This window comes from Lelliottia jeotgali, from assembly GCF_016771845.1.
GTDB classification, from domain to species: Bacteria; Pseudomonadota; Gammaproteobacteria; order Enterobacterales; family Enterobacteriaceae; genus Enterobacter; species Enterobacter jeotgali.
The window spans coordinates 22,769-47,295 of the sequence record NZ_JAENMQ010000018.1 but is presented as its reverse complement, the minus strand read 5'-3'; the positions used below and the strand labels follow the sequence as shown (position 1 = coordinate 47,295).

At 55.8% G+C, this 24,527-nt stretch carries 21 protein-coding genes and 4 tRNA genes; 5 read left to right on the top strand and 20 right to left on the bottom strand.

Translation table 11 applies throughout. The features are described 5' to 3' along the window. Positions 1–19: 19 nt before the first annotated feature. The 6 genes from uvrD to lptM are packed head-to-tail and all read right to left on the bottom strand — an operon-like array spanning position 20 to position 5,604. Positions 20–2,182, bottom strand: coding sequence for a DNA helicase II (uvrD, locus tag JBO43_RS22150; protein ID WP_202675112.1), 2,163 nt, complete (start codon positions 2,180–2,182; stop codon positions 20–22). 40 nt (positions 2,183–2,222) lie between these two features. Continuing rightward, complete coding sequence (yigB, locus tag JBO43_RS22145) at positions 2,223–2,939, bottom strand: 5-amino-6-(5-phospho-D-ribitylamino)uracil phosphatase YigB (RefSeq protein ID WP_095283885.1); 717 nt, start codon at positions 2,937–2,939, stop codon at positions 2,223–2,225. Beyond that, on the bottom strand, positions 2,939–3,841 hold the full coding sequence (xerC, locus tag JBO43_RS22140; RefSeq protein WP_095283886.1) for a tyrosine recombinase XerC: 903 nt from the start codon (positions 3,839–3,841) through the stop codon (positions 2,939–2,941). Before xerC ends, yigB begins: the two co-directional genes overlap by 1 nt. Continuing rightward, positions 3,838–4,545 carry a DUF484 domain-containing protein gene (locus JBO43_RS22135; protein ID WP_095283887.1) on the bottom strand — a complete coding sequence of 236 codons (708 nt, stop codon included), beginning with the start codon at positions 4,543–4,545 and terminating at the stop codon, positions 3,838–3,840. The genes xerC and JBO43_RS22135 overlap by 4 nt, the downstream gene beginning before the upstream one ends. Beyond that, entirely contained in the window at positions 4,542–5,366 is an 825-nt protein-coding gene (dapF, locus tag JBO43_RS22130; RefSeq protein ID WP_095283888.1) for a diaminopimelate epimerase, read from the bottom strand. The genes JBO43_RS22135 and dapF overlap by 4 nt, the downstream gene beginning before the upstream one ends. Before the next feature lie 34 nt (positions 5,367–5,400). Beyond that, positions 5,401–5,604, bottom strand: a complete 204-nt coding sequence (gene lptM / locus JBO43_RS22125; RefSeq protein WP_095283889.1) for an LPS translocon maturation chaperone LptM — start codon at positions 5,602–5,604, stop codon at positions 5,401–5,403. 137 nt (positions 5,605–5,741) lie between these two features. Between lptM and cyaY the strand changes: the two genes are divergently transcribed. Further along, positions 5,742–6,065: an iron donor protein CyaY gene (cyaY, locus tag JBO43_RS22120; RefSeq protein ID WP_202675111.1), complete on the top strand. Its 324-nt coding sequence runs from the start codon at positions 5,742–5,744 to the stop codon at positions 6,063–6,065. 161 nt (positions 6,066–6,226) lie between these two features. Here cyaY and cyaA read toward each other — a convergent pair whose 3' ends face one another. Then, the gene (gene cyaA / locus JBO43_RS22115) at positions 6,227–8,770 is read right to left on the bottom strand and encodes a class I adenylate cyclase (protein WP_095283891.1); all 2,544 of its coding nucleotides are present in this window, start codon (positions 8,768–8,770) and stop codon (positions 6,227–6,229) included. A 347-nt stretch (positions 8,771–9,117) separates the two neighbouring features. Between cyaA and hemC the strand changes: the two genes are divergently transcribed. The 4 genes from hemC to hemY are packed head-to-tail and all read left to right on the top strand — an operon-like array spanning position 9,118 to position 13,201. Beyond that, positions 9,118–10,059, top strand: a complete 942-nt coding sequence (gene hemC, locus JBO43_RS22110; RefSeq protein ID WP_133159661.1) for a hydroxymethylbilane synthase — start codon at positions 9,118–9,120, stop codon at positions 10,057–10,059. After that, entirely contained in the window at positions 10,056–10,796 is a 741-nt protein-coding gene (gene hemD, locus JBO43_RS22105; protein ID WP_095283893.1) for a uroporphyrinogen-III synthase, read from the top strand. The genes hemC and hemD overlap by 4 nt, the downstream gene beginning before the upstream one ends. Positions 10,797–10,817: 21 nt before the next feature. Next, a complete protein-coding gene (gene hemX / locus JBO43_RS22100; RefSeq protein WP_202675109.1) occupies positions 10,818–12,005 on the top strand; it encodes a uroporphyrinogen-III C-methyltransferase in 1,188 nt (395 codons plus the stop codon). A 2-nt stretch (positions 12,006–12,007) separates the two neighbouring features. After that, on the top strand, positions 12,008–13,201 hold the full coding sequence (hemY, locus tag JBO43_RS22095) for a protoheme IX biogenesis protein HemY (RefSeq protein ID WP_095283895.1): 1,194 nt from the start codon (positions 12,008–12,010) through the stop codon (positions 13,199–13,201). 566 nt (positions 13,202–13,767) lie between these two features. On the opposite strand, the gene JBO43_RS22090 is transcribed toward hemY, so the two are convergent. The 13 genes from JBO43_RS22090 to wecB all read right to left on the bottom strand — a co-directional run bounded on the left by JBO43_RS22090 (position 13,768) and on the right by wecB (position 24,522). Further along, positions 13,768–13,844 (bottom strand) — tRNA-Pro (locus JBO43_RS22090). Positions 13,845–13,886: 42 nt separating this feature from the next. Next, a tRNA-Leu gene (locus tag JBO43_RS22085) sits at positions 13,887–13,973 on the bottom strand. 22 nt (positions 13,974–13,995) lie between these two features. Continuing rightward, positions 13,996–14,071: transfer RNA gene (locus JBO43_RS22080), tRNA-His, on the bottom strand. A 65-nt stretch (positions 14,072–14,136) separates the two neighbouring features. Beyond that, positions 14,137–14,213 (bottom strand) — tRNA-Arg (locus tag JBO43_RS22075). 105 nt (positions 14,214–14,318) lie between these two features. Then, positions 14,319–15,701, bottom strand: coding sequence for a bifunctional threonine/serine APC transporter ThrP (gene thrP / locus JBO43_RS22070; protein WP_202675106.1), 1,383 nt, complete (start codon positions 15,699–15,701; stop codon positions 14,319–14,321). Between the two features lie 195 nt (positions 15,702–15,896). Further along, a complete protein-coding gene (gene wecG, locus JBO43_RS22065; RefSeq protein ID WP_095283897.1) occupies positions 15,897–16,637 on the bottom strand; it encodes a lipopolysaccharide N-acetylmannosaminouronosyltransferase in 741 nt (246 codons plus the stop codon). Positions 16,638–16,649: 12 nt separating this feature from the next. Then, positions 16,650–17,999, bottom strand: a complete 1,350-nt coding sequence (wzyE, locus tag JBO43_RS22060) for an ECA oligosaccharide polymerase (protein WP_202675104.1) — start codon at positions 17,997–17,999, stop codon at positions 16,650–16,652. After that, positions 17,996–19,075, bottom strand: coding sequence for a TDP-N-acetylfucosamine:lipid II N-acetylfucosaminyltransferase (locus JBO43_RS22055; RefSeq protein ID WP_202675102.1), 1,080 nt, complete (start codon positions 19,073–19,075; stop codon positions 17,996–17,998). The genes wzyE and JBO43_RS22055 overlap by 4 nt, the downstream gene beginning before the upstream one ends. After that, on the bottom strand, positions 19,072–20,322 hold the full coding sequence (wzxE, locus tag JBO43_RS22050; protein WP_202675100.1) for a lipid III flippase WzxE: 1,251 nt from the start codon (positions 20,320–20,322) through the stop codon (positions 19,072–19,074). Before wzxE ends, JBO43_RS22055 begins: the two co-directional genes overlap by 4 nt. A 1-nt stretch (position 20,323) precedes the next feature. Further along, positions 20,324–21,454, bottom strand: a complete 1,131-nt coding sequence (gene rffA, locus JBO43_RS22045; protein ID WP_095283901.1) for a dTDP-4-amino-4,6-dideoxygalactose transaminase — start codon at positions 21,452–21,454, stop codon at positions 20,324–20,326. A 4-nt stretch (positions 21,455–21,458) separates the two neighbouring features. Continuing rightward, a complete protein-coding gene (gene rffC, locus JBO43_RS22040; RefSeq protein ID WP_202675098.1) occupies positions 21,459–22,136 on the bottom strand; it encodes a dTDP-4-amino-4,6-dideoxy-D-galactose acyltransferase in 678 nt (225 codons plus the stop codon). Continuing rightward, complete coding sequence (wecC, locus tag JBO43_RS22035; protein ID WP_095283903.1) at positions 22,133–23,395, bottom strand: UDP-N-acetyl-D-mannosamine dehydrogenase; 1,263 nt, start codon at positions 23,393–23,395, stop codon at positions 22,133–22,135. The genes rffC and wecC overlap by 4 nt, the downstream gene beginning before the upstream one ends. Further along, positions 23,392–24,522 (bottom strand): non-hydrolyzing UDP-N-acetylglucosamine 2-epimerase, encoded by a 1,131-nt coding sequence (gene wecB / locus JBO43_RS22030; protein ID WP_095283904.1) that lies wholly within the window; start codon positions 24,520–24,522, stop codon positions 23,392–23,394. The genes wecC and wecB overlap by 4 nt, the downstream gene beginning before the upstream one ends. Between the last annotated feature and the right edge of the window lie 5 nt (positions 24,523–24,527).

Below are 24,527 nucleotides of genomic sequence, written 5' to 3'. Positions count from 1 at the left end.
AATGATATTTTTCTGAATGTTACACTGTTTCCAGCTTGGCGTAGGCCGCCACCAGCCATTTGATCCCTTGCCCCTGGAACGCAACCTGCAAGCGACTGTGCTCGCCGCTGCCTTCCAGATTCACGATGGTACCTTCACCAAATTTGGAATGGCGTACGCGTTGGCCCAGCTTGTAGCCGGTATCGTTTTCCGAGATCGGCGTGCCCATCCGCTGATGGTTTACCGGGCGACTGATACTGGCGCGCAAGCGCACCTCTTCCACGCACTCTTCCGGCAGTTCGCCGATAAAGCGCGACGGACGATGATAGACCTCTTTGCCGTACAAACGGCGGGTTTCCGCGTAGGTCAGCGTCAGTTTTTGCATCGCACGGGTGACACCCACGTAGGCCAGACGACGCTCTTCTTCAAGACGTCCGCCCTCATCCAGCGACATCTGGCTTGGGAACATCCCCTCTTCCATCCCGACGATAAACACCTGCGGGAACTCCAGCCCTTTCGCCGAGTGCAGCGTCATCAGTTGAACCGCATCTTGCCAGGTATCCGCCTGCCCTTCGCCCGCTTCCAGCGCCGCGTGGGAGAGGAATGCCTGCAATGGCATCAAATCTTCGTCTTCTTCGTTGTAGCTGAACTGGCGCGTGGCCGTCACCAGTTCCTCTAAGTTCTCAATTCGCGTCTGTCCTTTCTCGCCTTTTTCCTGCTCGTACATCATGCGCAGGCCGGAATCTTTCACGACCCGGTCAGTTTGCACGTGCAGCGGCATGTCGGCAGTTTCTTGTGCCAGGGCGTCGATCAGTTCCATAAAGCGCTGTAACGCACTTGCGGCGCGTCCTGCCAGCGCTTTTTCCTGCAACAGCTCACGGCACGCCTGCCACAGGGTGAGCTGACGGTCGCGGGAAGTCTGACGCACCACGTCCAGAGTACGGTCGCCGATGCCGCGCGTCGGGGTATTCACTACGCGCTCAAAAGCCGCATCATCGTTGCGGTTGGCAATCAGACGCAGGTACGAGAGCGCATCTTTAATTTCCTGACGCTCGAAGAAGCGCATCCCACCGTAAATACGATACGGCATACCGACCTGCAAAAGTGCTTCTTCCAGCACACGCGACTGGGCGTTGCTGCGATAGAGAATGGCGCACTGCTCCAGCGCTCCGCCGTTCTCCTGCCAGGTTTTAATGCGGTTCACCACAAAGCGAGCTTCGTCCAGTTCGTTGAACGCGCAGTAAATCGAAATCGGTTCGCCGTCGACGCCATCGGTCCACAGTTTTTTGCCCAGACGCCCGTTGTTGTTTTCAATCAGGGCGTTGGCGGCACTCAGGATGTTGCTGGTTGAACGGTAGTTCTGCTCCAGACGGATGGTTTCTGCGCCGGGGAAATCCTTCAGGAAACGCTGAATGTTTTCCACCTGCGCACCGCGCCAGCCGTAAATCGACTGGTCATCATCGCCGACGATCATCACCTTGCCGGTGTCGCCCGCGAGCATACGGATCCACGCATACTGAATGTTGTTGGTATCCTGGAATTCGTCCACCAGGATATTGGTGAAGCGTTCACGGTAGTGCTGAAGAATGTGCGGTTTATTGAGCCACAGCTCGTGGGCACGCAGCAGCAGTTCGGCAAAATCCACCAGCCCGGCGCGATCGCAGGCTTCCTGATAGGCCTGATACACTTTCTGCCAGGTTTGCTCGACCGGATTGCCGAAGCTATGAATGTGATGCGGGCGTAACCCTTCGTCTTTCTGGCCGTTGATGTACCACATCGCCTGACGCGGCGGCCACTGCTTCTCGTCGAGATTCATCGCCTTGATCAGGCGCTTGAGCAAACGCAGTTGGTCTTCGCTGTCGAGGATCTGGAAATCCTGTGGCAGATTCGCGTCCATGTGGTGCGCACGCAGCAGGCGGTGCGCCAGCCCGTGGAAAGTGCCCACCCACATGCCGCCCTGACTGGAGCCCATCAGCTGCGCGATACGGTGGCGCATTTCCGCCGCCGCTTTGTTGGTGAAGGTCACCGCCATGATGGAATACGGCGAGCAGTTTTCGACGCACTGTAGCCACGCAATACGATGCACCAGAACACGCGTCTTACCACTGCCCGCCCCTGCCAGCACCAGCATATTGGTCCGCGTCGCGGCAACCGCGTCACGCTGTTTGTCATTAAGGCTGTCGAGAAGGTAAGAAACGTCCATTGGCACCAAAACCTGGTTATTTATACAATACTGCTGGTGATTATATCAGCGTGGTGAGGGATGCCAACCGCGAAATTTCGACGTGCGGCAACAGGCGGCTGTCGGCGGTCTGCATCAGGTCAGCGTTTTCTGGTTTGATCCAGCAGGCCTGCATGCCGCAGCGGATCGCGCCCGCCACGTCGGTGGTCAGATCATCGCCCACGTGCAAAATCTCGCCCAGCGGCAGGCTGAGTTTTTCCGACGCCAGATGATACATATCGTTAAACGGCTTTGCGCGCCCGTGCGGGCCTGCGCGCAGGACGAACTCGAAATAGTTACCGAGGCCAAACAGCTCTGGCTGCGCATTGCCGTTGGTGATCGCCACCAGCGGCCATTTTTCGGCCAGCGCCGTCAACGTGTCGTGTGTTTCCTGCGGCACATCGATACGGCTACGCCATTTGGCAAAATTCGCCATCGAGGCTTCCGCGCCCAGCGCGGCCTCTCGTGCGTTCAGCCCGGCATTCAGCATCGCCTGTTCAACGGCACGACGACGCCATTCTGTCACATCGTGGTAAATGTCCGGCTCGGTTTCGCGCAGTGCCTGGCGCAGGCGCTGGAAGTCTTTGTTTTGCAGCGTTTTCAAAGAGGGATGGTAGTTTTGCACAAACGCCAGCGCTTCCTGCTCGGTACGCAGGATCACCTCGCGGTTATCATAAAGAGTGTCATCAAGGTCAAACGTCAGGGCAGAGATCTGACCCAGTGGGCGGTAAAAACGCATTATTTCCCCCGTTTTGCGCGTGGATGCGCCGAGTCATACACCGAAGCAAGGTGTTGAAAATCAAGATGGGTATAGATTTGAGTGGTCGATAAATTGGCGTGGCCTAACAACTCCTGCACGCCGCGCAGATCGCCGCTGGATTCGAGCATATGGGTCGCAAAAGAGTGGCGTAATTTATGCGGGTGAACGTGGCTGTTTAGCCCCTGCTTGATGCCCCATTCAGCAAAACGCTTCTGCACATTTCGCGCGGAGATGCGTTTTCCGAGTTTAGAAAGAAACAGCGCGTTCTCTTCTGCGCCAAACAGCCCGCGTAAATCCAGCCAGTGCTCAATCCACGCTACGGCGTTGCGACCAATCGGTAAACGGCGCTCTTTGCTGCCCTTCCCCATCACCCACACTTCACCGGTGTCTAAATCGAGATGTTTAAGATCCAAACCCACCAGTTCTGAAAGACGTAATCCAGCGCCGTACATCACCTCCAGCATCGCGCGATCGCGCACCGCCAGCGGATCGTTAAGATCGATATCCAGCAGACGATTCACATCATCGACGTCGATATTTTTCGGCAGATGACGCGGAGCTTTCGGTGTGGCGATACCTTTCGCCGGATTGGCTTTGAGATCGCCCTGGCTCACCAGCCAGTCGAAGAAACTGCGCAGCGCGGAGAGGCGTAGCGCGAGGCTCGCCGGGCCCAGGCCTTTACGCCGACTTCGCACCACAAACCCGCGCACAGTGGCAGCGTCACACTGTTGCCAGTTCTTCAGGCCGATCTCGTCGGCGATTTGCATGATGGCATCAAGCTGACGCTGATAGTTAAGCAGCGTTATCGGGCTAAGCTGTCGTTCTACGCCCAGATAGCGCAGGAAACGCGCTACCAGAGGAGCAAGCAGGGAATCCGTCATACGCGTTCAATCCAGCGCTCCAGCAGCTCAGGGAGCATCAGGGCGATTTCCTGAAGCAGATGCGTGCCTTGTCCTTGCTCGTAGTGGTGTGCGTCGCGGCTGGTGAAGAGCATCACACCCAGATCGCCGTCGCGCCCCATCAGGGACATGGCGACCGAACCGATGGCTTTGGCCTCCGGCAGCACCACCAGCAGCTCAGGTCCGTTTAGCGGCCCGAGATAGTGAAGTTCATGCCCAAGACGCTGAATGCGCAGCGGTTCGAACGCCTGGCGATTCAACGCTAAATGAGTGAAGCCGGAAGGTGCGCCGATACGCCAGCGATCGGGAAACAGGCGAAGGGTTGCACCTGCCAGACCGAGCTCGCGCGCCCAGCGATGAAAGCGGCTGAGAAACTCATCCAGACTGTGCGCCGACGCCAGCCGCGCCTGCAAATTCAGCAGACGATAAAACAGGCTTTCGTTGTTACTGGCCTGTTCCATCAGCAGGGTCATGTTCTCTTCCAGCTGATCGATGTGCTTGCGCGAGCGCGCCATATGCCATTCGACCAGCGAGACGGTGTCGCGCACTGGATGCGGCACGCGCATCTGTTCGACGACGCGTGCATTGCGGATAAAAAACTCAGGATTGCGCAGCAGATAATCAACAACAGCCCGGTCGTCCAGTTCCATTATTGTTTCCTGCAGTTCTTCCCCTGGTTGTTTCATAGATGGATAAACCCGTCGTAGACATGTGCCGCCGGGCCAGTCATATACAGTGGATGACCCGGACCTTTCCAGGCGATATCGAGACGACCGCCCGGTAATTCCACGCGAACCTCTTCCGCCAGTAACCCTTGCGAGATACCGACAGCCACAGCCGCGCATGCGCCGCTGCCACAGGCTCGTGTTTCGCCCGCGCCGCGCTCATACACGCGCAGACGGATGTGTTCGCGTTTTACCACCTGCATAAAACCGATATTAGCGCGTTCTGGGAAGCGTTCGTGGCTTTCCATAATCGGGCCGAGGGTTTCGACTGCGGCGATATCAACATCATCAACCTGAATCACGCAATGGGGATTACCCATTGAGACGACGCCGCACAATACTGTCTGCTCGGCCGCCCGCATAATATAGGTCTTTTCCGCTTTGATCGCCCGAAACGGGACCGCAGAAGGCTCGAAGTTAGGCTCGCCCATATTCACGCGCACCAGCTCGTCGTCGGTGACGCTTAATACCATACGCCCATTAGCGGTGCTGACGCGGATATCGCGCTTGTTGGTTAGCCCTTTCAGGCGCACAAAACGCGCAAAGCAGCGCGCGCCGTTGCCGCACTGGGACACTTCACTACCGTCGGCGTTAAAGATGCGGTAATGAAAATCGAGATCCGGATCGTACGGCGGTTCGACCACCAGCAGTTGATCAAACCCCACTCCCAAATGCCTGTCCGCCAGGCGACGAATCAGCTCAGGGGAAAAAAAGACATTCTGCGTTACCGCGTCGACGACCATAAAATCGTTGCCAAGGCCATGCATTTTAGAGAACTGCATCATTTACTCCATTGCGCGGTTACACAACTGATTGTCAGAAGTTGACCTGGCTTGGGCCACCGTTATCGCCGCGATCGTTACTCACCGGCGTCGATGATTCAATCTGACTTTGCACAGGTTTGGTTGGCGGCGGAGCGGTTTTATCTGCTGGCGGGAAGTACAGCGGCCCTTTCAGACCACAGCCAGTCAGACTAAACAGAGTGATAAGAACGGCAAGCGTTCGAAAAACGTTTTTCATTATAGGTTGCCCGTAAGTTCATACTTTCTGTTTCTATCATCGCAGGAGAAGACACAAAAGCAAGAGTTAGCCGCTTTCCTGCAACGGGAATTATTTAGCGTTATACTGCCGCCATCACGAAAAACAGGAACAAAACCATGAATGACAGTGAATTCCATCGCCTGGCCGATACCCTGTGGCAGACCATTGAAGAGCGTCTGGACGACTGGGATGGCGACAGCGATATCGATTGTGAGATCAACGGCGGCGTACTGACGCTCAGCTTTGAAAACGGCAGTAAGATTATTATTAACCGCCAGGAGCCGCTGCACCAGGTGTGGCTGGCGACAAAACAGGGCGGCTACCATTTCAGCCTGAAAGGCGACGAGTGGATTTGCGACCGTAGCGGCGAAACGTTCTGGGATTTGCTGGAGCAGGCGGCGACGCAGCAGGCAGGCGAGGCAGTCAGCTTCCGAGGTTAACTACAAAACCTTCTCTTTTGAGAAGGTTTTTAGTGTTTGCTCCCTCTCCCGTGGGAGAGGGTTGGGGTGAGGGCATCAGACCGCACCCAGAAACGTAGGTCAATTAAGCAAAGCGGCCAGAAACGTAGGCCGGATAAGCGAAGCGCATCCGGCTCAGCGGCTCAGGAGAAATACTGCTGTAACAGCGGCTGATTGGCGTCCTGATTCATCGGCACCGGAGCAATCGTCTGGGTGCGGAACGGAATCACCTGCGCACGGCCATCAACTTTCACAATCTGATAGAACTGCGGCAAGTTGAAGTTGATGAAGCTTGAGCCGTAGGTAAAGCGATCGTGTGAAGACGAATAGAAGCGGCTGACGTCGCGCACTAGCTCCTCTTTACTGCCTTCGCAGTGGTGATATACCTCGGCGCGGTTGGTCTCATCCAGAATATAAATATTAAATCCGGACTCATCCCCCGCTTCTTCGAAGAAGAACTGAATAATCCCTTCGCTGGCAAACCCATCCACTACCTGCGGCAATTTGACGTGATTGGTTTCCACCTGTACGGACAGGCCATGCAGCTTGTTGTGGGAAATCGCACCGTAGAACTCGATCGCATTTTCCAGCTTCTGCACGGAAACGTTCAGACGTTCAAAGAACAGGCCCCAGGTCTGACCGGAGACGCGGAGCGCTTTGAAGCGCCCAGTTTCCTGACGCGTACTGGAAAGGCGCAGTTCGATGCATTCGGACACCAGCTGCTGCACGCGAGTGCGAATCAGACCGCGCAGATGTTGGCTGTAGCAGAACACTTCCACGCTATCCGGCGGCGCGGCGTCCTGGTGCATTTTGCCAAGAATGGTTTTCAGCGCTTCGATCATCGCCTGCTCGCCGTTGAAATGCAGGGTACGCACTTCGTTCCACGAGTTGCGATACAGCAGGTCAACGCTGCCTACCAGGCAGTTTTGCTGCTCGCCAAAGCTAAAGACATCCAGCTTGCGGAAATCAAAATGGACCACCTGATTGCGGAAGGCCGCCGTCGGGTCATATTCCAGGTTGACGATAATCGCCAGATGGCGAATTTCACACGGGCTGTAGAGCGCTTTTGGCGTCGGCGCGGGCAGACGCAGCGGGAAGTGGTGCGAAACATCGGCGACCATTTCCTGCAGTTTGGCGAGATCGACGACGTCGTTACCTTTGATAAACAAGCGGGTACGCGACGTCAGCAGGCCGTTGAACCAGGCCCAGGCCACCAGCTTATTCAGATAGCGGTTATATTCCAGCGGCTGATGGCTGATGATTGAATCCATGCTTGGTGCACGGTTGTAGAGATACCAGCCGGTGCGGTTCGCGCGGCCTGGCGGGACATAGATAAAGGTCAGGTTCGGTTCTGACAGGTCCGGCGAAATCTGCGGGTTTACCAGCGTGACTTTGCCTGGCAGCGCTTCGAACGCGGCGTACAGCTTACGGGTCAAGACACCGATATCCTGCGGGCTGGCGGAAACGCTGAGGTTGTTGCGGCGGGCAAAGCGAATCAGGTTACGATAGCTCTGCATCATCGCATCGAGCAGTTCGTTGTGTGCTTCACGCACCTGATCGATTTTCCAGTTGGCGCGGTTATCGAGCATGGACAAACGTTCTTCGTCCCATCCCCACTCTTTGACTAACTGACTGACCACTTCACGACGCCAGCCAACGCATGCGCGTTCGCGGCTGAGTTTTTCACAGACTTTGAGATAGAAACATCGACGTACCAGATCGAGACGCGTGGTGTCATCAATGGCTTTCAGATATTCGGTGACGCGCTCGAGCATCATGCAATAAGCATCAAGGCCGAAGGAGACGATCTCCCCATCGTGCAGACGCTGTTTGATATCTTTTGCCAGCAGACGTGGCGTGGGGTATTCCCAGGAATAGGCTTCGAGCAGCAGGGTTTTCAGCACTGCTTTATACGGGGAATCAATACTTTTGTAGAGCTGCCACAGGCTCGCGCCAAAATATTCTTCGGCGGACAGGGAGCTTAAACCGCCCAGATCCAGCCATTCGTTTGGCGTCAGCACGCCCTGAGAATAGAGCGACATGACGTAATCGTCGTAATGCTCTTCTTCTTCGCACGGCACCATATTCCACAGAATACGCTTCCCGGCGAGCCGCACGGCGCTACGGTAAAATTCATCGAGCAGCAAAATGTGCTGCGTGGAACCGCAGTCTTCACCGCCCAGGCTGCCGCTTTCGTTATGACGGAAACGGTTTTCATCAATCAGGAAGAAGCTCACTTCCACGCCGAGCGACGCCGCCCAGCTTTCCAGCAGGCTGCATTTACGCTGCAACAGCTGACGCTCGTCATTATCGAGCCAGGATTGATGGCAGACCCAGATATCCAGGTCAGAGGAACAGCTTTGCCCTACTGAGGAGGTACTTCCCATGGTGTAAACGCCGGTAATCGGCAGTTCACCTTTCGGAGAGACCTGTGGCGGCATACCACGGTAGAGTTCCAACTCGCTCAGATAGTGCTGTTGGGTTTCATCGGGCGTGAAAATGCAAATGCCCTGCGGAACGTTACCTTCGAGGTAACCCGGCATCAACGGATGGTGATAATGCAGTAATGTTGGCAGCAGACTGTAAACCTGTTGAAAAGCAGGTCCCATGGCAGCAAGCGCACGATCCACGCGCAATTGATTTATGGCATCCAGTCTCTGTTTCAGAGTCTCAATATAGAGGTACAAGACATATCGCCTGATGTTGCCGGACGTAGCAATCATTCTGAACAGCGAAAGATTACGAGCCCGCAGTATTTCAAAAAAGAACCGTTACCCTTTTTCATCGTTATCTTTTTAGTAGTAGCGACGAAAAAATGGTCTAAAACGTGATCAATTTAACACCTTGCCGATTGACCGTAAAGAAAGATGCGCTACATACAAGTGTAGCACCGTTCTGTACGTGTAAATTCCTTAATACGGCTGCGGGTGAACTGCGCACCGCCTTGTCCCTCACCCCTTCATCGACCGTAAAACTGACATCCCAGAGTCAACAATGTTAGGATGGTCAACGGACGATAATGACGGTAACAAGCATGTTAGACAATGTTTTGAGAATTGCCACACGCCAAAGCCCCCTTGCGCTATGGCAGGCACAATATGTTAAGCAGCGCCTCGAAGCCTGCCATTCTGGTTTGCGTGTCGAACTGGTTCCTATGGTGACGCGCGGCGATGTGATCCTTGATACACCGCTGGCAAAAGTGGGCGGAAAAGGCCTGTTTGTCAAAGAGCTGGAAGTTGCACTGCTTGAGAACCGCGCTGATATCGCCGTCCATTCCATGAAAGATGTTCCGGTCGAATTCCCTGAAGGGTTGGGCCTGGTGACGATTTGCGAGCGCGAAGATCCGCGCGACGCGTTCGTCTCAAACCACTACGCCTCCCTTGATGATTTACCTCTCGGGAGCGTGGTTGGCACGTCAAGTTTACGCCGCCAGTGTCAGTTGGCTGAACGCCGCCCGGATCTGGTGATTCGCTCCTTGCGTGGCAACGTCGGTACACGTCTCGGCAAACTGGATAACGGCGATTACGATGCCATCATTCTGGCCGTTGCTGGCCTGAAGCGTCTGGGGCTGGAATCTCGCGTGCGTGTCGCCCTTCCGCCAGAGCTTTCACTTCCGGCCGTCGGTCAGGGCGCGGTGGGTATCGAGTGTCGTCTTGATGATGACCGCACCCGCAGCCTGCTCGCACCGCTCAACCACGACGAGACCGCGATTCGTGTTCAGGCAGAGCGCGCGATGAATACCCGCCTGGAAGGCGGCTGTCAGGTGCCGATTGGCAGCTATGCTGAATTAACTGACGGCGAACTGTGGCTGCGTGCGTTGGTTGGCGCGCCGGACGGTTCGCAGATGGTACGCGGTGAACGTCGCGGCCAGGCAACAGACGCCGAAGCGCTCGGCATTTCTCTGGCCGAAGAGCTACTTGATAACGGTGCCCGCGAAATTCTGGCAGACGTTTATAACGGAGAAGCACCAGCATGAGTATTCTCGTCACCCGCCCTTCTCCCGCAGGGGAGCAACTTGTGAGCCGTCTGCGCGCACTGGGGCAGGTGGCATGGAGTTTTCCGCTGATTGAATTCTCCCCCGGTCGGCAGCTCTCTGCGCTCGCCGACCATCTTCATGCTCTGGATGCGGGCGATTTAGTTTTCGCCTTATCGCAACATGCCGTGGAATTTGCGCACGCTCAATTACGACAAGAGAAGCAAAGCTGGCCGACTTCGCCACGTTATTTCGCGATTGGGCGCACCACTGCGCTGGCCCTGCACGCGGTCAGCGGAATTGATGTTCGCTATCCGTTAGATCGGGAAATCAGCGAAATCTTGCTACAATTACCTGAATTACAAACTGTTGCGGGAAAACGCGCCCTCATCCTTCGCGGGAACGGGGGTCGCGAATTACTGGGCGAGACGCTCAGTGAGCGCGGGGCTGACGTGACGTTTTGCGAGTGCTACCAGCGCTGTGCAAAATTTTATGACGGTGCGCAGGAAGCGATGCGCTGGCATACGCGCGGCGTGGACACACTGGTTGTCACCAGCGGCGAAATGCTCCAGCAGCTCTGGTCGCTGATCCCACAATGGTATCGTGAAAACTGGTTACTCCGCTGTCGACTGCTGGTCGTCAGCGAGCGTCTGGCGAACCTCGCCCTGGAACTGGGCTGGCAAGATATTCGGATCGCTGATAACGCCGACAACGATGCGCTGCTGCGCGCATTACAATAACTCTCATAATGGGAAGCCATAATGACGGAACAAGAAAAATCCTCCGCCGTGGTTGAAGAGACCAGGGAGACTGTGGCCACCCCGCCGCAGCCAGAGAAGACTGAACAGATTGTTGAGAAAAAAAACGGCAGCAATAAAACCAGCCTCGCGCTGAGCGCGATCGCTATCGCCATTGCGCTGGCGGCCGGTGTCGGCTTGTACGGTCTGGTGAAAAAACAGGCCACCAACCAGACGATGACCAGCGATGCGCTGGTGAATCAGATTACGGCCCTGCAAAAAGCGCAGGAGACGCAGAAAACCGAGCTGGAAGGCGTCATCAAGCAGCAGTCGACGCAGCTGGCCGAGGCCAATTCCCGTCAGGAAGAGCTGACCAAACAGCTCGCCGAAGTGCAGCAAAAAGTGGCGACCATTTCCGGTACCGATGCCAAAACCTGGCTGCTGTCTCAGGCCGATTTTCTGGTCAAACTGGCCGGGCGTAAGCTGTGGAGCGATCAGGATGTCACCACCGCTGCCGCGCTGCTGAAAAGCGCCGACGCCAGCCTGGCAGACATGAACGACCCAAGCCTGATCGTCGCCCGTCGCGCCATTACTGAAGATATCGCCAGCCTCGGCGCGGTTTCACAAGTTGATTACGACGGCATTATCCTCAAGGTTAATCAGCTGTCTAACTCGATTGATAACCTGCGTCTGGCAGATAACAACGACGACGACTCCCCGATGGATTCCGACGGCACGGAACTTTCAAGTTCCCTGAGCGAATGGCGCATCAACCTGCAAAAAAGCTGGCAGAACTTTATGGACAGCTTTATCACCGTGCGCCGCCGCGATGAAACTGCCGTACCGCTGTTAGCGCCAAATCAGGACGTCTATCTGCGCGAGAACATTCGCTCCCGTCTGCTGGTCGCAGCGCAGGCCGTTCCGCGTCATCAGGAAGAGACCTACAAACAGGCGCTGGATAATGTTTCGACGTGGGTTCGTGCTTACTACGACACCAGCGATGCCACTACCACCGCGTTCCTTGACGACATCGACAAACTCAGTCAGCAGAACATCACCATGAATGTCCCGGACAAACTGGAAAGCCAGCCGATTCTGGAAAAACTGATGCAAACGCGCGTGCGCAACCTGCTGGCACAGCCAGGCGTTGCCGCACTGCCGGACGCGCCAGCCCCTGCGCCTGCCCCTGAAAGCGCACCTCAAGGAGAGTAATCATGTTAAAAGTCTTATTACTCTTCTTATTGCTGATCGCCGGGATCGTTCTTGGGCCGCTGATTGCGGGTCATCAGGGATATGTCCTGATCCAGACCGATAACTACAACATCGAAACCAGCGTTACGGGTCTGGTGATCATCTTGATCCTGACCGTGGTGGTGCTGTTTGCGATCGAATGGATCCTGCGTCGTATTTTCAGAACCGGCGCTCATACTCGCGGCTGGTTCGTCGGGCGCAAACGCCGCCGCGCACGTAAACAAACCGAACAGGCACTGCTCAAACTGGCCGAAGGCGACTATCAGCAGGTTGAAAAGTTGATGTCAAAAAATGCCGATCACGCCGAACAACCAGTGGTGAATTATCTGTTAGCCGCAGAAGCTGCGCAGCAGCGCGGGGATGAAGCGCGTGCAAACCAGCATCTTGAGCGCGCGTCGGAACTGGCGACCAACGATCAGATCCCGGTTGAAATCACCCGCGTGCGTATTCAACTGGCGCGTAACGAAAATCACGCCGCGCGTCATGGCGTTGACCGTCTGCTGGAAGTCACCCCTCGCCATCCGGAAGTGCTGCGTCTTGCCGAGCAGGCTTATATCCGTACCGGCGCCTGGGGTTCGTTACTGGACATCATTCCTTCGATGGCGAAAGCGGACGTTGGCGATGACGAACATCGCGATGCGCTGCAGCGTCAAGCGTGGATTGGTCTGATGGATCAGGCGCGTGCCGATCTGGGCAGCGATGGCCTGAAAACCTGGTGGAAAAACCAGAGTCGCAAAACGCGTCAGCAGGTTCCTTTGCAGGTGGCGATGGCCGAGCATCTCATCGAATGTGACGATCATGACACGGCGCAGGAGATTATTCTCGATGGCCTGAAACGTCAGTATGACGACCGTCTGGTGATGGTGATCCCGCGCCTAAGGACCAACAATCCTGAGCAGATGGAAAAGATGCTGCGCCAGCAGATCAAAACCGTGGGCGATCGCCCGCTGCTGTGGAGCACGCTGGGTCAGTCTCTGATGAAGCACGGCGAATGGCAGGAGGCGAGCCTCGCCTTCCGTGCAGCGTTGAAACAGCGCCCGGACGCATTTGACTACGCCTGGCTGGCTGACACGCTGGATAAGCAGCACAAGCCGGAAGAGGCCGCCGCCATGCGCCGTGACGGCCTGCTGTTAACCTTGCAGAATAACGGTCAGTAAGTTCAAGCATCGCGCATCAGGAGGCCCACGGGCCTCCTTTTTATGGCCGCTATCCTGAGAATCACCCAAAAAAAACGCCTGCTATAAAAGCAGGCGTTAAACAGGTCTGTTTGACAACATATTGGTGCTTCACTCAACGTTATGTCCATGGTGTCTGATGAGGCCGAAGCGACATCTGTCGGTGGACGATAAGCACCTTAAATGGCTCTGCGTCATTCCTGAGTTTATGAGGCCCTAAGGCGAACATAAGAGGTGGAATGAGCATCTACACGGATATTATTGCACGTTACGTGCCAGGGTTACAGAAAGAAGTTTTACATTTCGCAACATGATAAGAAAAAAGGAATTTTTCTTTTGATGGGGTCTGCGGGGCCGCAGAAAAAGCGTCAAAACTGGCGCAAGTGTCTCCTGAGAGCGACACAAATATCAGAAAAGTGAAATAGTGTTATAAAACAGATGATTAGCTGTCTCTTAATCGCGACAAAGGTGGATAGCGTTGTCGGGAAATGACAACAGAGGCAGAAACGACAGAAAACAAAAAACCCCGCCGAAGCGGGGTTCAAAATTGGTCGGCGAGAGAGGATTCGAACCTCCGACCCACTGGTCCCAAACCAGTTGCGCTACCAAGCTGCGCTACTCGCCGATGTACTGCTTTTTTGAATTTTTAGTTCAATTCTGTAAGTCGTGGTGCGAGGGGGGGGACTTGAACCCCCACGTCCGTTAAGACACTAACACCTGAAGCTAGCGCGTCTACCAATTCCGCCACCGTCGCAATGTCACAACTTATCAAATAATGGGGTGGCTAATGGGATTCGAACCCACGACAACTGGAATCACAATCCAGGGCTCTACCAACTGAGCTATAGCCACCACTACTTATTCTTTCACGCGGTATGTACTACTACCACCGCAGCTCGAACGCCAGACTACTTAATTGGCGCGCCCGACAGGATTCGAACCTGAGACCTCTGCCTCCGGAGGGCAGCGCTCTATCCAGCTGAGCTACGGGCGCTTAGCGCCGTTGCGGGGCTGGATATTACGGAGGTCTAGGTCTGCTGTCTAGTGCTTTTTTAAAATAAATGCGCGTTTGATTACGCTTTGCGCACTTTGTCGCTTATTACTCCACTTTCTGGGTTTCAGCGTGGCGGCTGAGGCCAAAAAGCTTGTAGCCAATCGAGACGGCGGCCATAAAGATAATCCCGACAAACAGCGACATGCGGGTATCTTCATTGAAGTACATGCCGATTAATACGCAAATCAGGAACCCCATCGTCGCGTAGTTCGCCCACGGGAACAAAATGGAGCGGAACGGGTGGCTGGCAATCGCCTGTTTGTGCGCCTGACGGAAGCGCAGCTGGCTTATCAAAATCACAAACCACGGCACCATGCCCGGCAGGACGCTGGCACTGTAGACGTAGACGAATACACGCTGCGGATTCGGGATAATGTAGTTCAGGCACGAGCCAATCAGCAGAATGGCAATGGAAACCGTCACGCCCGCCACAGGTACACCTGCGCGGGAGACTTTGCCCATCGCCGCCGGAAGATGACGGTTTTTCGCCAGCGCGTAAAGCATACGGCCACAGCTGTACATGCCGCTGTTACAGCCCGACAGCGCTGCGGTCAGGACGACGAAGTTGATAATCCCTGCTGCTGCGGTGATCCCAATCTTGGCGAAGGTCAGCACGAACGGGCTGCCAGTGGTGCCAATCTGATTCCACGGGAAGATAGTGACGATAACGAAAATCGCACCCACGTAGAAAATCAGGATACGCCACAGGACTTTACCCACCGCACTACGCAGCGTGACCTGCGGGTTTTTCGCTTCACCGGCAGTGATACCGATAAGCTCCACGCCCTGATAGGACGCCACCACGATACAGAGCGCCGTCAGGAAGCCCTTCCAGCCGCCGGCAAAGAAGCCGCCGTGCTCGGTCAGGTTGCCAAAGCCAATCGACTGTCCACCGTTGCCGAAGCCAAAGAAGATCACACCCAGACCGACCACAATCATCACGATAATGGTGGTGACTTTGATCATCGCGAACCAGAACTCAATTTCACCGTACAAACGCACGGCGGCCAGGTTTGCGAGCGCCACCAGCCCCACGGCGATCAGTGCGGGTATCCATTGCACCATGTCCGGGAACCAGAACTGGACGTAGACTCCTATCGCGGTGATCTCCGATATCCCCACCGCCATCCACATAAACCAGTAAGACCAGGCCGTGAGATAGCCAAAGAACGGGCTCATGTATTTGTGCGCGTAAACGGCGAATGAACCGGCGACCGGCTCAAGGAACAGCATTTCGCCCATCGAGCGCATGATGAAGAAGACGAACAATCCGGCGACGATATACGCCAGCAGTACGGACGGACCTGCCCATTTAAGCGTGCTTGCGGAGCCCATAAACAGGCCAACGCCGATAGTGCCGCCTAGCGCTATCAATTCAATGTGACGAGCTTCCAGCCCACGCTGAAGCTCAGGTTTTTTCTCTGCCATAAATCCTCGGTTGTATTTGCTGTTGCCCGGCTTTTGCCGGTTATTATTTTTGGGGTACTGAAATACGGGGAGGAATGGTTTCTTAAATCCTGCCAAATGGCAAACGAAGCATTAAAAAAATGAACGTATTGCACAGAAATGCAGCAGTTTTGCAGGCGAGTTGCAGCGCGAATAGCATATCGCGCTACATTTTGATTACATTTTTCCGGTGTAATGCCAGGCCAGATAGCGCAGCAGTTTGATCTGTCGTTTGATGCGGCTTGGCTGAGAAAGGAGGCGATACAACCACTCCAGCCCCAAGTTCTGCCATACCTTTGGCGCACGTTTCACATGGCCGGTAAAGACATCATATGTACCGCCAACGCCCATAAATAGCGCATTCGGGCAAACCAGACGGCAATCGCGCATCAGGATTTCCTGGCGCGGTGAGCCCATCGCCACGGTCACGATTTTCGCCCCACTGTCGCGAATGCGTTCAAACAGAGCCTGACGTTCTTCGGGTTTGAAATACCCGTCCTGGCTGCCCACGATGTTAACATTCCACTGCGCACGCAGCTTCTGCTCCGTCTGCGCCAGCACATCGGGTTTGCCGCCAATCAGGAACACCGGCGTGCCGTCCTGCCCCGCCCGCGCCATCAGCTCTTCCCACAGATCAGCCCCCGCGACGCGCGAAACCTGCGCCTGCGGGAACTTCTTGCGGATCGAACGGACCACGCTGATACCGTCGGCGTATTTAAACTCGGCGGCTTCAATCAGGCTTTTCACTTCGGCGTTATCTTCAACGGCCAGCATTTTTTCGGCATTAATCGCCACCAGCGTGCCGGATTTGATCTGCCCATCAGCGCAGAGATAATCCAGCGCGTGCTGCATATCACGCCAGCCAATGAGTTTCAGTCCGCGCAGGGAGTACACTGGCGCAGAGGTATTATCAGTCATGATTATCCTTACTCAGACCTGGGAAAGTGTTCGGGTTGTGCGCGTCAGGCGACGGTGAATCAGGCCCGCGCTGTCAAACAGCCAGTACAGCAGTTTCGCCAGTAGCAGGCAGAGACCGAAGACCACCATGAAAAAGACCACGCGCGAGACAAACGAGTCCAGCCCTTCACGCGCCAGCACGATCATATTGAAAATGGCACCAAAACAGAAACTGTGCAAAATCGCGGCTTTATAGCGGTTGGTCTCTTCGTTTCCGCGCACATACAGCCAATCGAACCATTTGATGATAAGCCCTACAGCCACGGCGCCAGGCAGGATAAACCATACGCCGCCCATCACCACCAGCGAGCCAATCAGCGTCGGGGAGATTGCCAGCCCGGAGTGGTTATTCAGCACTTCCCAGGTGAAGTAGTTCGCCGTGTTCAACACCACGCCTGGTCGATCTGGCCACAGCCAGGTCGGAATAAAGACGTAGAAATCTCGCACGATAGGGGCCAGACCCTGGAAGTCGATTTTGTCGTAGTTTTGCAGCAGCAGCGCCAGGTTTTCCCACGGCGAGAAGGTGTCGCGGGTGAGGTACAGGAAGGTATAAAACGCCTCGTCACCACTCACGTCCATGCCATAGCGCTTGAGCGCCAGCCAGAACATGCCGACGATGCCAAACACCCCCGCTGCCACCAGCATCCACAGCGAAATCCAGCCGCGGATAATGCCGATAAACAGGAAGATCGCGAAGGCAATGATGATATTCGCACGTGTCCCGCCGACAATCATGTAGGTCAGCAGACCGAATGCCACCGTGCTCACCAGGAAGAACAACCACGCCTTGCTGTCCTGGCGCAGGAAGTAGACAACCAGCATCGCCGGGATAAAGAAATAGAAGAAACGCTTAAGTGCCACGCCCGACACTTCGGCAGAAAATATCTGGCTGTACGAATGCAGCTTGAACAGCAAAAAGCCGTTATGCATGAAGAAAATACCGACGCTGACCAGGGCGATAATCATCAGCATCACCCAGGTCAGGTGCGTTTCCACCCTGTTCATGGTGAACAGCGGGCGACGCGGCGCGTGGTTCACCGGACGTAAACGGGTTTTATAGGTCACATAGTAAACAGCGTAAAAACAGGTAGCAGACAGCAGCGCCTGCATCAGTATTTCCGGCGGTGCGACGCTGACGTCAAAGCGGAACACCAGAATGCTGGTCAACGGGAAGCCGAAGAAGAAGGTCAGCAGGAACAGCAGCGAAAAGAAGACGTTGAAGTTAAAGCGCACGCGACGGAACTCAAACCAGGTGAGCGTGGCGATAAACAGCGATGCCAAAAGCCAAATCACTAACAAGCCGCTAAATTGCAACTGGCTCATGCTTTGTCTCCTGCTGCAATCCGCAGCGCCTGATGCCACGGCGTGAGGAAGTTCGGGCTGAAAAAGTCGATGGCATTCTTATCCACCAACGCCAGCTGACGCTGTGCTTCACGTACCACGTTTTCATTCAAATCATCCGTGGTGAACAACACCGGAATATGCTGCTCCGCCATATCCTGCCAGAACGGATTTTCGCGGTTCAGCACACACGGCACCCCGGCCTGAATCAACAGACACAATGTGCCAATCCCCTGCTGACGCGCAAAAATGAAGTATCCGAGATCGCATTTTCGCAGCAGCGCCAGATAATCATCAAACTCCAGCTTGTTGCTGAGAATTTGCAGATTGTCCGGGCTAAACAGCGCCAGACCGCTCTGTCGCACCTCTGAAATGTACGCGTCATTATTTGCAGGATAGCCCATCGGCACGATCACGTTCACCGTATCACCAAACTGCTGATGGACGGCTTTCAGCGCCGCGATGTGTTCGTTACTGCGATCGCCTGAGTTACCCACCAGAATGGTCAGCTTGCCTTCGCGCTGGGCATCGTTCGCCATATTGTTCAGCGCCGCGTCCATGCGGGTCGGGAAATAGAGTAACTCACCGCGCACGTCTGGATGCTGCTTCGCAAAATAATTCAGGTCGCCACGGGTCGCAAATACGCAGCCGACGCGTCCCTGAGCCATCCGGCGCAGAGGATAGAACAGGCGGAATTTCCAGCCGCGCGACACTTCATACAGATCCGCGCCCCAGATATGCCAGTTAAACTGCGAAGGCTTGATGCCGCCCTTCAGCAGCGCCAGCCACAGCCCGGTATTAAACTGGCCGTGGAAGAAGAAACGCTGCTCGCGGTTGGCTTTGGCCTTCGCGATCACCGCGTTTGCCAGCGCGGATTTATCCGGCCAAAAGCTAATAGACAGTACAGGACAGGCGGCACTCAGCCCATTATCCTGGCCCGCGACCATAAACTCGCGCGCGTCGGCGCTGCCAGCCGCCAGCGAGTCATTAAAAAACTGTAATACCGTGCGGTTGTGATGCGGGATATCCGAACCCAATACGTGAATCAGTGCAGTCATGCGCGTCTACGCCAAAGTAAAAATACGCCGCAACAGGCAGCAAAATAGACAATATAGGTGGCCATATAGGCCTGAGCCGCGCCCAGCGCGCCGTGCGTCGGGATCAGCCAGTGAGAGAAGCCCGTCAGCAGTATGAACTGGCTGATCTCCGCCAGGATATAGAGTCGCAGGGAGGCTTTGGCAATCACCAGATAGCCGAAAACGTAAGCACCCACTTTCAGTACATCACCCACCAGCTGCCAGGCGAACAAATCGCGCATTGCGGTAAATTTCGCAGAGAACAGCAGCCAGATAGCGACGTCACGCAGCAGCCAGACGGTTAAACTCGCGGCGGCCACGGCAGGCAGCACGAAGCGCAGGGAGCGGCCAATTTCGCGGGTGATGTCTTGACGAGAGGTCAGGCGCGACAGCGTCGGCAGCAGGTAGACGCTAAACGAGGCGGTGATGAACTGGAGATAAGCGTCAGAAATACTGCTCACTCCCTGCCATATTCCCACTTCATCCCAGCTGTAATGCGCCGCCAGCAGGTTTCGCATCATCACATAGGCCACGGGAAGCGTGACGGAGGTAATCAGCGCCATCAGGGTGAATTTCCCCAACTGCCCGGCCAGCATTTTGTCCCACTGCGGCTTGAGGTAGCTCAGCGGAATGGTGCGCCTGCGCATCAGCATGAAGGCGGCAGGAATGACCACCAGCGCCGGAACCAGCGCCAGGCCAAGCAGCGCACCTTCGTAGCCGCCGAGACGATAGCAGACGTAATAGGCAATGACGCCGATTAGGCTTCCCAGAATCAGCGCCAGCGCATTCCCGGCGGCGTCTCGGAAGCCTTTCATCAGCGCTAACAGCAGGTTAGCCCAGGCGATCCCCATCTGCACCAGCGCGACGAGTCGCACCAACCCCTGATAATGGGTATTGCCGAAAAGCCCCTGACTGATAGGTGCCGCAGCCAGCAAAAAGACGATTGCCAGTAGCGTTGAAAATCCGAGCACCATCGCAGAAGAGGTGCCGACCACTCTGCGCAGCGCCGCCGCATCGTCGTGATGCTGCGCCACGTATTTGGTGACACCGTTGAAGATCCCGGCCCCGGCGAGGACGCCGAGCACGGTCACAAGCTGGCGGAAGTTACCTGCCTGTCCGACACCGGACGGGCCAAACGAAACCGCCAGCAGTTTAACCACCAGCAGCCCTGCGCCAATCTTGACGAGTGTGGACGCGGCGGTCCACACCGATGCTTTCGCCAGAGACATATCAGCGGAAGTAGCTCAGAAGGGTATTAATCACCGTGCGCTGATTGACCGGCGCGAGGTTATAGAACAGCGGCAGACGAAGCAAACGCTCACTCTCTTTTGTGGTGTAGCGATCTTCACCGACAAACTGACCAAAGGCTTCACCCGCCGGACTGGAGTGCAGCGGAATGTAATGGAACACCGCCATGATCTCCGCCTCTTTCAGGTAGGCGATCAGGTTGCTGCGGTCATCGTTGTCGCGCAGTTTGATGTAAAACATGTGCGCGTTGTGAACGCAGTCCGCCGGGATGGTCGGCAGCTCGATGCGCCCTTTCTGCGCCAGCGGCGCGAGGGCATCGTAATAGGTTTGCCACAGGGACAGACGCTGCTGATTGATGCGCTCGGCGGCTTCAAGCTGCGCCCAGAGATAGGCGGCCTGCAAATCAGCCATCAGATAGCTGGAGCCGATATCGCGCCAGGTGTATTTATCGACCTGCCCACGGAAGAACTGGCTGCGGTTGGTGCCTTTCTCGCGGATCACTTCGGCACGTTCCACCAGCGCACGGTCGTTGATCAGCGTCGCGCCACCTTCACCGCCCGCGGTGTAGTTTTTGGTTTCGTGGAAGCTGAAGCAGCCGATGTGGCCGATCGTGCCCAGCGCGCGGCCTTTGTAGGTGGACATCACGCCCTGCGCGGCATCTTCCACCACGAACAGGTTATGCTTTTTGGCGATGGCCATGATGGTGTCCATCTCACACGCCACACCCGCGTAGTGAACCGGCACAATCGCTCGCGTGTTGTCGGTGATCGCTGCTTCAATCAGGGTTTCGTCGATGTTCATCGTATCCGGGCGAACATCAACAAAGATAATTTTCGCGCCACGCAGAACGAAGGCATTCGCCGTTGAGACGAAGGTGTAGCTCGGCATGATCACTTCATCACCCGGCTTGATGTCCAGCAGCAGCGCGGCCATCTCCAGAGACGCGGTGCAGGACGGCGTCAGCAGCACTTTGGCGCTGTGAAAACGCTGCTCCATCCACTGCTGACAGCGACGGGTAAAACCACCATCACCGCACAGCTTGCCGCTGCTCATGGCAGATTGCATGTAATCAAGTTCGGTGCCCACAACGGGAGGCGCGTTAAATGGAATCATTTTGTCACCTGTATAGCCAGTAAGCAGTCGCATCAATGGTGCCACCGCTAGCAATGTAACGTTTAAGCGCGGCGGTGTTACCCAGTTGGGTCGCCACCCGCAAAGTTGATAGCTGACGCTGCTCGGCCCAATGAAGCGCCGCCTGCATCAGTTTGTCGCCCATTCCGCGTCCGGCGAGCAGGCCGATACGCGCTTCGTCCTCACTCAGCTGGCGCAGAGAGACAAATGCCTCAATCTCGCCGCTGTTGGCGCGAAACACCAGGCACTCATGGTCGAAGGTGCCTTTGACAGCATTTTCAATCCACTGGGCGTAAAACCGACCGCTATCATCGGGCGCATACCAGGGTGCACGAAAGCGGCTCTGCGCAAAAGCCAGCGCGGCCATCTGGCGCAGCGCGGGGATATCCTGTTCGGTTGCCACTTCAGCTTCTGTCGGGGCGTGGTGCGTGACGGCGAGGGTCAGATCGACTTCACCTTCCACGAACTGAAATCCCAGCTTTTGCAGGGCATCCAGCCAGTCGGCACGTCCCGCCGGGATTTTAGCCTGCACCCGCCGCCACGGCGTGAAATCCGCCGTCGTCAGTGCCGGAGCATCGTCGCGAAAGCGCACCACCGCCGAAGGGAGGGCAAAAAATTGGCTCTCCCAGGTAAGCGGTTCCAGTACGCCTCGCAGCTCAGTCAACGCCACACCCCTTTGGTATCAACAACATACTTCTGCTGCACCGCGTCACCGCTGATGTCTTTGAACTCTTTATGGTCCACCAGCAGCACCAGCACGTCGGCGGATTTCAGGGCGTCATCCAAAGAAGCGAGCTGACAATGCCCGGCCAGTTTCTTCGGCAGGGTATGAATATTCGGTTCAACGACAAGGGTTTCGCCGGTGTGCCAGGTGGCGATCATCTCGGCGATACCCATTGCTGGGCTTTCGCGCAGATCGTCGATGTTCGGTTTAAACGCCAGACCAAAGCAGGCAATTTTGACTTCGCTGGCGCGCTTGCCGCTCTCGGTCAGGCAATCTGCCACGGTCGCTTTCACCTGATTCATGACCCAATGCGGCTTGCCGTCGTTTACTTCGCGGGCCGTGCGGATCAGGCGCGCCTGATCGGGGTTTTGCGCTACGATAAACCACGGGTCTACGGCGATGCAGTGGCCGCCGACGCCTGGGCCAGGCTGGAGAATATTGACGCGCGGATGGCGGTTCGCCAGGCGAATCAGTTCCCAGACGTTAATCCCTTGGTCGGCGCAAATCAGTGACAGTTCGTTAGCAAAAGCGATGTTCACATCGCGGAAACTGTTTTCGGTCAGTTTACACATCTCCGCCGTGCGCGAGTTAGTGACCACACACTCGCCTTCAAGGAAGATGTTGTAGAGTTCGCTGGCGCGTGCAGAACAGACGGGGGTCATCCCGCCAATCACACGGTCGTTTTTAATCAGCTCTACCATCACCTGGCCCGGCAGCACGCGTTCTGGACAGTAGGCGATATTGATATCTGCCTGTTCGCCGGCCTGCTGCGGGAAGGTTAAATCTGGACGGGCTTCAGCCAGCCACTGCGCCATCTGCTCGGTCGCACCAACCGGAGAGGTGGATTCCAGAATCACCAGAGCGCCTTTCTTCAGCACCGGAGCAATGGATTTGGCGGCGGCTTCGACATACACCATGTCAGGCTCGTGCTCGCCTTTAAATGGCGTCGGCACGGCAATCAGATACGCATCGGCTTCGACGGGCGTGGTGCTGGCCTTCAGAAAACCGCCTTCGACGGCGGTTTTGACCACTTTATCGAGATCTGGCTCCACGATATGAATTTCACCCCGGTTAATGGTCTCAACCGCGTGCTGGTTGATATCCACCCCGATAACCTGCTTTTGACGTGAAGCAAAGGCGGCCGCAGTCGGCAGTCCAATGTAGCCAAGACCAATGACAGAGATGGTAGAAAAACTCATAGCGTTACCCGATTATGTTTAAGTGCATGCAAAATTCGGCTACAGGCCTGCCCGTCACCATAAGGATTATGGGCGTGACTCATGGCCAGATACTCTTTTTCATCGTGCAGCAGGCGTGTGACTTCTGCCACGAGACGTTTGGTTTCGGTTCCGACCAGACGCACCGTTCCGGCCTTAATCGCCTCTGGACGTTCCGTCGTTTCACGCATCACCAGCACGGGTTTACCCAGTGAGGGTGCCTCTTCCTGAATACCGCCAGAATCCGTCAGGATCAGCCAGGCGTGGTTCATCAGCCAGACGAAAGGCAGGTAGTCCTGCGGTTCAATCAGGATCACGTTTTCAATGTGGCCCAGTATGCGATTGACCGGCTCGCTGACATTCGGATTAAGGTGGACCGGATAAACAATCTGTACATCAGGATTTTGCGCGGCAATTTCCGCCAGCGCATGGCAGATTTGCTCAAAACCACGGCCAAAGCTCTCGCGGCGGTGGCCCGTCACCAGAATCATCTTTTTGCCCGTGCTGAGGAAGGGGTAACGTTCCGCCAGCTCTTCGCGCAGCGTGTCGCTGGCCATCACGCGATCGCGCACCCATATCAGCGCGTCAATCACCGTATTGCCGGTGACGAAAATTTTGTCGTCGCGAATGTTTTCGCGCAACAGGTTCTGGCGGGAGTTTTCGGTTGGCGCAAAATGGTACATCGCCAGATGCCCGGTGAGTGTCCGGTTGGCTTCTTCAGGCCAGGGAGAATAAAGATCGCCAGTACGCAAACCCGCTTCGACGTGCCCAACCGGAATACGTTGGTAGAATGCGGCCAGACTGGTGGCAATGGTGGTCGTGGTATCGCCGTGAACCAGAACGACGTCTGGTTTAAAAGATTCCAGAATAGGTTTTAGCCCTTCCAGAATACGGCAGGTAATTTCGGTCAGTCCCTGTCCCGGTTTCATAATATTAAGATCGTAATCCGGAACAATGGAAAAGAGATTTAAAACCTGATCAAGCATCTCCCGATGCTGCGCGGTCACGCAAACTTTCGCCTCAAACCAGGGGTCATTTGCCAGCGCATGGACCAGCGGCGCCATCTTAATGGCCTCCGGCCTTGTGCCAAATACGGTAAGTACTTTCACATCGA

Coding starts and splice junctions, on each gene's coding strand:
- wecG (WP_095283897.1), bottom strand. CDS start 16,637: ATGACTGATAATACCTCTGCGCCAGTGTACTCCCTGCGCGGACTGAAA.
- thrP (WP_202675106.1), bottom strand. CDS start 15,701: ATGGCAGAGAAAAAACCTGAGCTTCAGCGTGGGCTGGAAGCTCGTCAC.
- dapF (WP_095283888.1), bottom strand. CDS start 5,366: ATGCAGTTCTCTAAAATGCATGGCCTTGGCAACGATTTTATGGTCGTC.
- cyaY (WP_202675111.1), top strand. CDS start 5,742: ATGAATGACAGTGAATTCCATCGCCTGGCCGATACCCTGTGGCAGACC.
- JBO43_RS22055 (WP_202675102.1), bottom strand. CDS start 19,075: ATGACTGCACTGATTCACGTATTGGGTTCGGATATCCCGCATCACAAC.
- JBO43_RS22135 (WP_095283887.1), bottom strand. CDS start 4,545: ATGAAACAACCAGGGGAAGAACTGCAGGAAACAATAATGGAACTGGAC.
- lptM (WP_095283889.1), bottom strand. CDS start 5,604: ATGAAAAACGTTTTTCGAACGCTTGCCGTTCTTATCACTCTGTTTAGT.
- xerC (WP_095283886.1), bottom strand. CDS start 3,841: ATGACGGATTCCCTGCTTGCTCCTCTGGTAGCGCGTTTCCTGCGCTAT.
- wecC (WP_095283903.1), bottom strand. CDS start 23,395: ATGAGTTTTTCTACCATCTCTGTCATTGGTCTTGGCTACATTGGACTG.
- hemY (WP_095283895.1), top strand. CDS start 12,008: ATGTTAAAAGTCTTATTACTCTTCTTATTGCTGATCGCCGGGATCGTT.
- hemD (WP_095283893.1), top strand. CDS start 10,056: ATGAGTATTCTCGTCACCCGCCCTTCTCCCGCAGGGGAGCAACTTGTG.
- hemC (WP_133159661.1), top strand. CDS start 9,118: ATGTTAGACAATGTTTTGAGAATTGCCACACGCCAAAGCCCCCTTGCG.
- rffA (WP_095283901.1), bottom strand. CDS start 21,454: ATGATTCCATTTAACGCGCCTCCCGTTGTGGGCACCGAACTTGATTAC.
- wzxE (WP_202675100.1), bottom strand. CDS start 20,322: ATGTCTCTGGCGAAAGCATCGGTGTGGACCGCCGCGTCCACACTCGTC.
- hemX (WP_202675109.1), top strand. CDS start 10,818: ATGACGGAACAAGAAAAATCCTCCGCCGTGGTTGAAGAGACCAGGGAG.
- uvrD (WP_202675112.1), bottom strand. CDS start 2,182: ATGGACGTTTCTTACCTTCTCGACAGCCTTAATGACAAACAGCGTGAC.
- wzyE (WP_202675104.1), bottom strand. CDS start 17,999: ATGAGCCAGTTGCAATTTAGCGGCTTGTTAGTGATTTGGCTTTTGGCA.
- yigB (WP_095283885.1), bottom strand. CDS start 2,939: ATGCGTTTTTACCGCCCACTGGGTCAGATCTCTGCCCTGACGTTTGAC.